1 protein-coding gene is annotated in these 528 nt (G+C 68.9%); it reads left to right on the plus strand.

Going from position 1 to position 528, the window contains the following annotated elements; translation table 11 throughout:
• Positions 1-528: site-specific integrase (locus tag P3H15_RS54470; protein WP_346348897.1), on the plus strand; the 528-nt coding region annotated here is incomplete at both ends.

Raw genomic sequence — 528 nt, forward strand, 5'->3', positions numbered from 1 at the left:
CGGTGGTCCCGGCGGAGGAGTACCTGGAATATCTTCGGGCCCAGCAGGTGTCGCCGAACACGGTGAAGTCCTACGCGCGGGCGTTGGCGTTGTGGTGGCAGTTCCTGGAGCTGTTCGGGCTGGTCTGGGATGCGGTGACGTTGGAGAACTTCGGGGCGTTCCTGACGTGGTTGCGCACCGGGGACGAGCCGGGGGTGGTATCGATCGAGCGCCGTGGTGCCCGATTCGCCGAGTCGACGATCTCCGCACGGCTGGGTGCGGTGCTGTCCTGCTACGACTATCACGTGCTCAACGGCGTGGACGTCGGCCGGGACCTGCATCGGATCACCCATCGGGGAGGCGGCCGGTACAAGCCGCTGCTCGAGCACGTCGCGCGGCGCAAGGGGCGTCGCCAGGCGGTAATCCGGGTGCGCCGGCCGGGCCGGGCGGCGCCACCGATCTTGACGCCCGAGCAGATCGAGCGGATCTGTGACGCATGCGCGAGTTGGGATCCCGACACGCGGGAGTGGCGTGGGTCGGTGCGCAACC

Origin of the sequence: Rhodococcus sp. T2V (genome assembly GCF_029269925.1) — a bacterium.
Classification (GTDB): domain Bacteria; phylum Actinomycetota; class Actinomycetes; order Mycobacteriales; family Mycobacteriaceae; genus Rhodococcus_F; species Rhodococcus_F koreensis.